This window comes from Myroides injenensis M09-0166 (genome assembly GCF_000246945.1).
Classification (GTDB): domain Bacteria; phylum Bacteroidota; class Bacteroidia; order Flavobacteriales; family Flavobacteriaceae; genus Flavobacterium; species Flavobacterium injenense.
In genome coordinates, this window is sequence record NZ_BAEX01000108.1 from 1 (window position 1) to 9,872 (window position 9,872).

Annotated in this window: 10 protein-coding genes; 7 read left to right on the top strand and 3 right to left on the bottom strand. The window is 30.4% G+C overall.

Annotation, left to right across the window (positions count from 1 at the left end):
• Nucleotides 1–21: 21 nt before the first annotated feature.
• Nucleotides 22–846 carry a DUF5694 domain-containing protein gene (locus RH98_RS13750; RefSeq protein WP_010256098.1) on the bottom strand — a complete coding sequence of 275 codons (825 nt, stop codon included), beginning with the start codon at nucleotides 844–846 and terminating at the stop codon, nucleotides 22–24.
• A gap of 340 nt (nucleotides 847–1,186) precedes the next feature.
• On the opposite strand from RH98_RS13750, the gene RH98_RS13755 reads away from it, so the two are divergent.
• The 4 genes from RH98_RS13755 to RH98_RS13770 all read left to right on the top strand — a co-directional run bounded on the left by RH98_RS13755 (nucleotide 1,187) and on the right by RH98_RS13770 (nucleotide 4,277).
• Complete coding sequence (locus tag RH98_RS13755; protein WP_010256101.1) at nucleotides 1,187–2,029, top strand: sensor histidine kinase; 843 nt, start codon at nucleotides 1,187–1,189, stop codon at nucleotides 2,027–2,029.
• The gene (locus tag RH98_RS13760) at nucleotides 2,026–2,712 is read left to right on the top strand and encodes a LytR/AlgR family response regulator transcription factor (protein WP_010256104.1); all 687 of its coding nucleotides are present in this window, start codon (nucleotides 2,026–2,028) and stop codon (nucleotides 2,710–2,712) included. Before RH98_RS13755 ends, RH98_RS13760 begins: the two co-directional genes overlap by 4 nt.
• 102 nt (nucleotides 2,713–2,814) lie before the next feature.
• A complete protein-coding gene (locus RH98_RS13765; RefSeq protein ID WP_010256107.1) occupies nucleotides 2,815–3,387 on the top strand; it encodes a Crp/Fnr family transcriptional regulator in 573 nt (190 codons plus the stop codon).
• 74 nt (nucleotides 3,388–3,461) lie between these two features.
• Nucleotides 3,462–4,277 carry an alpha/beta hydrolase gene (locus RH98_RS13770; protein ID WP_010256111.1) on the top strand — a complete coding sequence of 272 codons (816 nt, stop codon included), beginning with the start codon at nucleotides 3,462–3,464 and terminating at the stop codon, nucleotides 4,275–4,277.
• A gap of 60 nt (nucleotides 4,278–4,337) precedes the next feature.
• On the opposite strand, the gene RH98_RS13775 is transcribed toward RH98_RS13770, so the two are convergent.
• Complete coding sequence (locus tag RH98_RS13775) at nucleotides 4,338–4,850, bottom strand: ClbS/DfsB family four-helix bundle protein (protein ID WP_010256114.1); 513 nt, start codon at nucleotides 4,848–4,850, stop codon at nucleotides 4,338–4,340.
• Between the two features lie 137 nt (nucleotides 4,851–4,987).
• On the opposite strand from RH98_RS13775, the gene RH98_RS13780 reads away from it, so the two are divergent.
• Nucleotides 4,988–6,217, top strand: coding sequence for an MFS transporter (locus tag RH98_RS13780; RefSeq protein ID WP_010256118.1), 1,230 nt, complete (start codon nucleotides 4,988–4,990; stop codon nucleotides 6,215–6,217).
• Nucleotides 6,218–6,275: 58 nt separating this feature from the next.
• Here RH98_RS13780 and RH98_RS13785 read toward each other — a convergent pair whose 3' ends face one another.
• Nucleotides 6,276–6,758: a GNAT family N-acetyltransferase gene (locus RH98_RS13785; RefSeq protein ID WP_010256120.1), complete on the bottom strand. Its 483-nt coding sequence runs from the start codon at nucleotides 6,756–6,758 to the stop codon at nucleotides 6,276–6,278.
• A 300-nt stretch (nucleotides 6,759–7,058) separates the two neighbouring features.
• Here RH98_RS13785 and RH98_RS13790 point away from each other — a divergent pair, with 300 nt between their 5' ends.
• Both RH98_RS13790 and RH98_RS13795 read left to right on the top strand, forming a co-directional pair.
• A complete protein-coding gene (locus RH98_RS13790; protein WP_010256124.1) occupies nucleotides 7,059–7,433 on the top strand; it encodes a hypothetical protein in 375 nt (124 codons plus the stop codon).
• Between the two features lie 373 nt (nucleotides 7,434–7,806).
• Nucleotides 7,807–9,837: an ATP-binding protein gene (locus tag RH98_RS13795; RefSeq protein WP_010256127.1), complete on the top strand. Its 2,031-nt coding sequence runs from the start codon at nucleotides 7,807–7,809 to the stop codon at nucleotides 9,835–9,837.
• Nucleotides 9,838–9,872: the final 35 nt, after the last annotated feature.

Genomic DNA, 9,872 nt, shown 5'->3' on the forward strand with positions numbered 1-9,872 from the left:
GCCTCTAATTTTATTGGTTAATTATTTACTAAGTTTTAGATAATCAAAAATATCTACTAATTGATATTTAGGACTGCGACCAAGCCACATATTAAAAAATGCTGTATGACTAGCTCCCATAAGTATAAATACTCTATCATCTTTAGTCAGCGGTATTTGATTAAGATTTGAGTACATTACTAAATTGCGATGATAATACTTACTTGCTTCCTCAGCTCCTTCCCATTTCCCAGGACTAGAAATATGGGTAAGAATATCAGCATTTACATTAATCATCTCATCTAAATACTCTTTAGTATTTGTAAGATATAATTGTTCGATCACACCGCCAGCTTGTTCCTCTGCATCATCTAATTGTTTATAAACTGAATTTCTGTATTCTGTAATAGTGGCTTTATCAACTATTGTATCTAAATCATTTCCTATCATATAATTATATCCCTCTCTATAGTCGATACCATAAAGCTTTTTCACACCTGATAGCCTTCCTAATTCAAATGCCAATAGCTCTACTTCACTTGGATTTTCGAATGACATACTAGGATTAGCAAGGTACTCCTGATACTCTTCCATAAGCTTATCATTATATGATGGAGGATATTCTATTACTATAACAGTGGGTTTAAATTCTGCCAATGCTTTTGCAACTTGATGAACTAACTTTATATTTTCAACATTGTGCTCATCAAACTCAGTAGAATGTGCATCTGATGTATATCCCATATGAAATGTCCCCATATTTAAAACAGGAATAGGGTGTTGATTCTTATTGTTTATTTTCGATTGGCTAAATGCAATTGTTTTGAAAACAAGAAGAAAAATTAAGAAGATTAATTTATGTTTCATAATACTATTTTTTTTAATGCTTACAACAAATATCACAAGTCAAACTTTTTACTTTCTATAATTTCGACAAACACCCTCACTTATACGACAAACACCCTCTGTCTAATTACAAAGATTTAATAGCTTTACTACATAAAGATTCTTACTATGAAAAAAGTGCTTTCTAGAAAAAAAAGAGATTCAATTCCACCTCATTTTTTGGCTGTTATTAGCCTATTTTAAATACGTAAATATTACTGTAACTGCTCCTTATTTCATAAGTCCAATTAATTTTAATCTATTTGATTATACTTGGATGTTCATATTTATAACTATCTTTTACTTTCACTATATTGTCATTATGCCTAAATGGGCAAAAAAGTTCACAATAGCGACCTTCTTAAAAGGTTATTTAACTTCATATTTATTGTACATTCTCTTGCGAAGTTTTATTGAACAAGGGATAACAGAATGGATATGGGGGCAGATTAATTATTACGAAGATACTTCAATAGGCTTTTATTTTTTTGATAATATCTATTTTAGCAGTTTTCCTATTATACTTAGCTCTCTACTTTTTATAATTATTAATTATATACGAACTCTTCAATACAATCAAGTAGTATTAGAAGAAAATAAACAAAGTGAACTACGTTTTCTTAAAGCTCAGATTAACCCACATTTTGTATTCAATACACTTAATAATATCTATTATCTTGTCTATCAAAAATCTGAAAAAGCACTACCTGCTTTAGATAAACTAAGCCAATTGATGCGTTTTATTACTTATGAAACACATCACAATAGAATATCCCTAGATAAAGAACTCAACTATATACAAGATCTAATCGACCTAGAATTATTAAGAATTGCAGGAAAACCAAATGTTGTCTATCTAACAGATATAGAAAATAAAGATTTGCAAATACCTCCTTTACTTCTATTGCCATTTGTCGAAAATGGCTTCAAACACGGTATTTTAAATGATGAAAATTCCCCGTTTACTATATCGATTAAACAATATAATACTACTTTACAGCTTTTTACTACTAATAGTATTAATCACGCTATAAAAGATAAAACTAGTGGTGTAGGGTTAGACAATATAAAAAGACGATTAGAACTTGAATTTCCTAATCAATATCTACTAAGTATTACCAATGAAAATAATATATTTATTTGTGAACTAACAATATCCTTATGAAACTATTAAACTGTTATATTATAGATGATGAACCTATGGCAGTTGCTTTATTAAGTGATTATGTGAATAAGACACCTCAACTTAATTTAATAGGTAGCTCTACATCTGCTATAGCTGGCTTATCAGACATCCAGCAGTTACAAGTAGATATTTGTTTTGTAGATATACAAATGCCTGAACTGACAGGACTGCAAATAATGAATATAGTCGGTAACAAAACTTTTTTTATCATTACCTCTGCCTATAGTCAATACGCTTTAGATGGTTATGAACACAATGCTATTGATTATTTATTAAAACCTATTTCATATGACAGGTTTTTAAAAAGCACGCAAAAAGCGATTAATATAATTACTTTACCTCCTACAATAGCACAAGAACATATATTCATAAAAACGGATGGTAAACATATAAAGGTTAATCTAATCGATATATTATTTATAGAAAGCATGAAAGATTACCTAGCCATTCAACTAGCAAATGAACGCTTAATTACTTTGAGCACCTTAACAGACTTTAAAAATAAACTTCCTCAGACTATTTTTATTCAAACTCATAAGTCTTTTATTGTCAACACAAAAAAAATAGAAACGTTAGAACGCAATCGTATATATATCCATAGATATATAGTACCTATTGGCGATACCTATAAAAATAGTGTATTGTCATTTTTGAAATTATAATTACTCAAAATGCTTAGTGCCTTCTGTAAAGAGATAGCCAAATAATCATTCCTTACTCAATAAAAAATATTCTACCAATTAAAGGAATCTTATATTTGTAATATGAATGAGTTTATCAAACAATTACTTACTTATTACCCCCTATCTTCCCAAACTTTAGAAGAGTTAACGAATATTTGCACCTTAAAACATTTCAAAAAAAATGAATTATTGCTCTCTATTGGTGATCATGCCCATTACTATTACTTTATTCAAAAGGGACTTTTAGGATATTATAATATGGACGATGAGGGTAATATAATTTACAAGTTATTTTTTGAAGAACATAGCTTTGTAACTTCGACATCCGCTGTCATCGAAAACAAACCTAGTGATTTTAGCATCATTGCTTTAGAAGATACTGAGGTAATTTGTTATCCAGTAATTGACTTCCAAAGTCTATTGATAAAACACCATGATTTAGCATTATTCCAAATACGCTATCTTGAAAAGAACTGGGTAGTTAAAAAAGAACCTTTAGAAATTAACCTAAAATGGGAGTCGGCAAAAAAGCGCTATATTCGTTTATACCAAAACAAAAAACTATATCAAAGATTAAAAAAACATCAAATAGCTTCTTATTTAGGAGTTACCCCTACTCAACTTAGCCGCATCCGTAAGGAATTAAATTATTAATTACTTCAACATATGTAAATGTTTTCACTTTTTTAATATCTGAATTTTGTATTCGAATTATAAATCGAAACAAGATGAAAAGATATTTTATCATCACATTATTAGCGCTAACAGCTACACTTTCATTAAAAGCACAGACTGTTTCTCATATCAATGTCTATAGTGAAAAGATGAATAAAGAAATAGAAACAATTGTTATTACGCCTGATTATACAATTGACAAACAATATCCAGCAGTATATATTCTGCATGGATATAGCGGTAATCCACAACGTGCTTTAAGTAAAGACATTCCAGATCTAATTGCAAAAAGTAAAGAATACCAAACCATTTATATTTTACCCAATGGCAATTATAATAGTTGGTATGTAGATAGTCCCATTAATACTAACTCACAGTATCAAACATTTATAGGTAAAGAATTAGTAAAATATGTAGATCAGCACTACCCAACGATCACAGATAGAAACAAGCGTGGGATATTGGGCTGGAGTATGGGAGGTTATGGCGCACTTAATATCGGTATTTATTATCACGACACTTTTTCCATTGTTGGCAGTACTTGTGGTGCCCTTGACTTTACTAAATTTGGAGAATCTTACCACAATTACCAAGTGGATAAAGTTTTAGGTCCTTTAGATAATCTAAACAAAGAATACCTGACTTTTAATAAAGTACCTTTAATGAAGCTAGCACAACAAAATTACATCTTAGACTGCGGCAGTGAGGATATAGAAATGACTGAGATGAATCGAGAATTTCACCATATACTTACCTCTCATCATATTGATCATTACTATACAGAATCACTAGGCGAGCATAATACAGCTTATTGGAGTAAAGCCCTATCTAATCAATTAGCATTATTCAATAATCTTTTCAACAAATAATCTCCTTACTAAATAATACAAAATGCCAAAAGTATCAAGTACTCTTGGCATTTTGTATTATTATTTAATTTCCTTTTCTTTTTTCCATTTACGAATACGTCCTCTTGCATTAGCGTAAGGAGAAGAAGTATTAAACTGTATCATACGACCTAGAGTCCACTTGTCATACCACGTTATTTCATAAAGTTGTTCATTCGTTTTATTATTTATCAGCTGAATGAGAGTAGTTACAGTATAATCTAATTTGACAAGCAATTCCTCAAAATTATAAGAACCATAATCACTATAAAACTTCTGAGCTAATTTGCCTAATTCGTTCCACTTATAGCCATCTTCAGGAAAGATAACTTCCTTATTCAAATCTTTGTTTTTATTCCACTTCAAAACCAATTCCCCCCATCCAATAAGATAAGAAACAAGATTATTTATGCTCATCATTGTTCCTTTACTATGTCCCTCTAATTCACACACTGCTGTCAACGCTCTAGGAATAGTGATTAAATCTTTCTTGAGTTTTTCATAATTTGTTTGAATTGCAATTAATAGCTCTTCTTTACTCACTGGTACTGCCATGACAATATTTTTACATTTTAAAATTACAACTTTAATCGCTCCTTAATTTAAATCAACTAAAAATTGTTTACTATTCCCCCGTTTTAATTCTTTATCAAAAAACAATAGTTAGATTTGCAACAAACTTTTTACTATATATGAAAGATTCTGTGCCAAAGTCTTTTACGCGCTATGACAAATTTGTTATCTTCCTATTATCAATTACACAGTTTACAGTTATATTAGATTTTATGGTAATGGCTCCATTAGGAGACCTATTACTAAAAAACTTATCTATTAATACACAAGACTTTGGAATAGTTGTCTCTGCTTATGCTTTCAGCGCTGGAATTTCAGGATTCTTAACTGCAGGATTTGCAGACAAATTTGATAGAAAAAAATTACTATTAGTATTCTACTTTGGTTTTATAATAGGAACATTATTTTGTGGACTCGCTAATTCCTATCATGCTTTAGTAATAGCACGTATTATCACAGGGTTGTTTGGTGGCGTCATTGCTTCCATATCTATGGCAATCGTTACTGATCTATTTACCCTTCAACAAAGAGGAAGAGTATTAGGTTTTACGCAAATGGGTTATGGTGCTAGTTCTGTCTTAGGTATTCCTATAGGGTTGTATATTGCTAATATGTGGAATTGGGAAGCGCCTTTTTTTATGATTGTTATTCTATCTGTTCTAATTGCAATAATGATTATTATAGGGCTAAAACCTATAAATGCACATCTAAAACTACAAAACAAAACAAACATATTTAGGCACCTATGGACTACTTTAAAGAATAAGGAATACCGTATTGGTTTTATGGCTACAATGTTTCTTACTGTAGGAGGTTTTATGATGATGCCTTATGGTACAATATTCGCTGTCAATAATCTAGGTGTATCAGAAGAACAACTTCCTTTCTTATTTATGGTATCAGGAGCTACCTCCTTATTAATAATGCCATTTGTTGGAAAACTTAGTGATAAAATGTCTAAATATAAATTGTTCACTATTGCATCTATATGGTTAATGCTTGTAAGTATAACTTATACAAATCAATCCATGCTGCCGCTTTGGGTAGTAATGATTTTCAATGTGTGTATGATGATTGGTATTACAAGTAGAATGATTCCTTCATCAGCATTAAGCAGTGCCGTACCAGAAATAAAAGACAGAGGTGCCTATATGAGTATTAACTCTTCAATCCAACAAATATCAGGTGGTATCGCTGCACTAATTGCCGGGAGCATTGTATATCAAGAAAGCAAGGCTAGCCCTTTGATTAATTACAACGTAGTAGGCTATGTAGTCGTAGGATTTTCATGTGTCAGCATATTACTCATGAGTCGAGTGAACATATTAATTAAAAAACGAAATAATTAATCATAATAAAAAAGACGTCTAATATATTCCTTAGACGTCTTTATTCTTTTTAAACTCCTTACAATGTCAAGAGCATCCATATTGTACAAGAAAAATGACCTGTATTTCCTAAAGCTTTATCAAGTGACTTAAACCCCAACTTTTCATAAGCTGCGACAGCTGCGCTTAATTCTGGCATTGTTTCTAAATAAATATTTTTATACCCTAATTCTTTCGCTCGCTCAATACACTTCATCATTAATTGTTTTCCCACTCCTTTTCCTCTACAATTTGATTTCACATACATCTTTACAAGCTCTACTGTATCCTCTGGCAAGCCTTCTGTAGGATAAATCCCTACCCCTCCTAAAATCTCTCCATCTTCTTCTGCAATGTAATAAGCCATTTGATCTCCTACAAAAGTTTCATATAGCCTATCTGTACTTTCATCAAAATAAGCAGTTCCGGGAATATTAAGCCCATACTCTTCTAGACTCGTTCTTAACACATTAGCCATTGAGTGGTTATCTTTTTTTTCAATTCTTCTTATCGTTAATGTCATAAATTAAATTGGTTAGTTTAATTTTTCAAGATAATAATTTTCAGAAGATAAGAAAAGATAACTTTTTAAAGTGATCAAACCATCTATAATCAACAGGAGATTGACATAAATAGTCGTAATTATTTTACTGCCAGAAAAAGTCTATGGATTTTTTCTTCACATTACTTAGGCAAAAATCTACAAATTGATGTTTTTATTCTCAAATAGCCATTTTTATTGAATTATTATTCACACAAAATACCAATTATTGAAATAAACTTATATTTTTGAACTATTAATTACATTATAAAAACTCGAAAAATGTTTAAAAAATTAAAATTAGCGATGATTTGTACCATCGCATTTATGGGATTAGCTGCTTGCAGTAGTGATGATAACTCTAGTAGTGGAGAAACATCTAATGGAAAATATCTTGTAGAAGCTGTAGGTTCTGAAAATGTAAATATCGATATGATAGTGACAGTTATTGATGGACAAACAAATAGCGATACTAATCATAAAGGTAATACTTGGTCAACTACATTAGACAAAAAAGAACATGCTGCTATTGGCGTAACTGGTCAAACTACTGATGGTAAGGACGGAACATTAACCTTAACGGTTAAAAAAGATGGAAAAGTAATTAAGACGTCTGATAGTAAAGGCGCTGTACTGACAGCAAATGTTAACTTTTAATACTTAATTCTACTCCTAAATTTTTCAGATAAGCTATTCCTTAAGAGTAGCTTATTTTTTTTGCCTTTACATATAGTTTTACGATCTGAAAATAAATAATTAATGTACCATAATATAATGCCCACTTCATTATAAAAATGAGCAGCCAAAAAAAGTAAAACATTTTAAGATTTTATCTTTCTTGCTCCAAAATCACAAGAAACAAAATACATTATTATACTAAAAGGATACTTTTTATTAAATTATATACAATAAAATTACTGCATTTTACAAATAGAATTATCACATTCACAATCATATATGTTAAAATTAAACAATATGTTATTTTTACAACATTTATTAGTAATTTTGTGTGTGAATTCACAAAAGTAATATGTCATCTAAATTTAAAGTTTATCTTTCTGTAATTAGTCTCTTATTATTAGTGACTAACTGCTCGAGACCTACTCCTAAAAGTACTCCAGATTACGATAGACTATATGCTTTAATGACCAGTCCTCAGTACAAAGATAGCTTGACTGAGGTACTAAAACCCGAGTATGAAAAAGCGATTAATTTAAGCAATACAAAACCTAACAGAGATTATATTGAACAAGTAATCTCCAGGTTAAGATGGTCTAGTGATTCTATTTCTCTCAGAAAATTATCAAAACGTGCCATTCTTTTTGGCGAAAAAGTAGACGATGAATATTACCTGGCACAAATTTATAATCACTTAGGAGCGTATCACCATAATAATAATCAACGAGATAGCGTCTATTACTACTATCTTAAAGCAGAAAATATCTATAAACAACTCCACGATACTATCAAATTAGGAGAAAGTGAATTTTATATTGCAAGGTTACTTTATGAAATGGGGATGCTTAAAGAAGCGGAAGCAAAAGTAGTAAGTGCTCTACTTCACCTAAAAAAAGATAAGAATAACCCTATCCATTTTGAAGCTAATCCACTTCTCTCCTTTTGTATTGCCGACATTAGAAAAGACTACTATACAGCTGAGAAATATCAAAAAAGAGCAATTGATTTAATGACTGCTGACCTTAATAAAAATAAGGTCTTATCAAATGAGCGTTTATTAGTAGGCTTATCTCTTGCCTATGCCAATTTAGCGGAACTTAAAATAAACCAGGAAAATTATCTTGAGGCTATTAAATATGCTAAAGAGGGCGAAAAATGCCTCACTCCAGAATCACATACTTTCTTAGTTACTTTCTTAAGTAATCACAAGAACTTAGCGTTATACAAACTTTCTAATAACCAAAAATACATTGACAATATTATTGACAATTACAATAAAGAAGTCAAAATAAACGCTTTATATAGAATGTTTGGTACGAGTATGCAAATAGCTGAACTGTATAATTATGCCAATAATAAAGACGAAGCTATTAAATGGGCTCGTAATGCACATTCAGTAGCCAAGTATAACAATCTACCTATTCAGCAGCATGAGGCACTTCAATTTATTCTTACTAATGAAGATTATTTCTTAAAAGAAGAAGTACAGGAATTAATACAACTTGGTAATTTAATCAATACACAAGAAAACGAAACTAGAAGTAAATTTAGCCAAATATCGTACGAAACAGAATTAGTTATTGCTGAAAACAAAACGCTAAAAGAGAGTATTTATCTAAGGAATATTATTCTAATAGGCATTGTTATAATTATCTGTTCTATTAGTTATATAATACATTTACATTTTAAAGATAAAGAACAAATCTTTCAAAAAAAACAACAAAAAGCTGACGATCACATTTACCAATTAATGCTAGAGAAAGACTTAATTGCAGTGAGTTCGAAGGCTGATGAGCGTAATAGAATTGCTAGAGGATTGCACGATGGCGTAGTAAATGGCTTGTTTACCATACGATTTAACTTGCAACAGCTCCATACAAATAATCAAGGGCTACAAAATCTCTTAATAGAAGAATTAAAAAAACTAGAGCAAAGTACTCGTGAAATATCACATGCTTTACAAAACAACCACATTTTTGAAGAAACGAGATTTGCGACTCTATTAGAAGGATATATCTCACTTCAAAAGAATGAATGGAATACTCTTTTCTCTTTAGCAGTAGAGGAAGGAATTGATTTAGAAGACTTAACACCATTGCAGAAAATTAATACCTATTACATCATTAGGGAGGCAATTCATAATGTAAATAAATATGCTAAAGCTAGTGAGTGTACAATTGAAATAAAAGCAGACAACAATTATATCACTATTGCTGTAATAGATAATGGTATTGGTTTTGACAAAGATACCAAGCGAGGAATTGGCTTAATTAATATGAGAGAACGAGCTAAACTGCTTCACTCTGAATTAATAATAGACACGCAAAAAGGAAGAGGATCAATTATCTCTTTCACCATTAAAATAAAACATCAAGACAATTAATCACTTTAAATATAAAAACAAACATAGCGTTAATA

What these genes read in the sequence shown, in the direction of transcription:
- RH98_RS13750 (WP_010256098.1), bottom strand. Translation starts at nt 846, where the DNA reads ATGAAACATAAATTAATCTTCTTAATTTTTCTTCTTGTTTTCAAAACA.
- RH98_RS13755 (WP_010256101.1), top strand. Translation starts at nt 1,187, where the DNA reads ATGCCTAAATGGGCAAAAAAGTTCACAATAGCGACCTTCTTAAAAGGT.
- RH98_RS13760 (WP_010256104.1), top strand. Translation starts at nt 2,026, where the DNA reads ATGAAACTATTAAACTGTTATATTATAGATGATGAACCTATGGCAGTT.
- RH98_RS13765 (WP_010256107.1), top strand. Translation starts at nt 2,815, where the DNA reads ATGAATGAGTTTATCAAACAATTACTTACTTATTACCCCCTATCTTCC.
- RH98_RS13770 (WP_010256111.1), top strand. Translation starts at nt 3,462, where the DNA reads ATGAAAAGATATTTTATCATCACATTATTAGCGCTAACAGCTACACTT.
- RH98_RS13775 (WP_010256114.1), bottom strand. Translation starts at nt 4,850, where the DNA reads ATGGCAGTACCAGTGAGTAAAGAAGAGCTATTAATTGCAATTCAAACA.
- RH98_RS13780 (WP_010256118.1), top strand. Translation starts at nt 4,988, where the DNA reads ATGAAAGATTCTGTGCCAAAGTCTTTTACGCGCTATGACAAATTTGTT.
- RH98_RS13785 (WP_010256120.1), bottom strand. Translation starts at nt 6,758, where the DNA reads ATGACATTAACGATAAGAAGAATTGAAAAAAAAGATAACCACTCAATG.
- RH98_RS13790 (WP_010256124.1), top strand. Translation starts at nt 7,059, where the DNA reads ATGTTTAAAAAATTAAAATTAGCGATGATTTGTACCATCGCATTTATG.
- RH98_RS13795 (WP_010256127.1), top strand. Translation starts at nt 7,807, where the DNA reads ATGTCATCTAAATTTAAAGTTTATCTTTCTGTAATTAGTCTCTTATTA.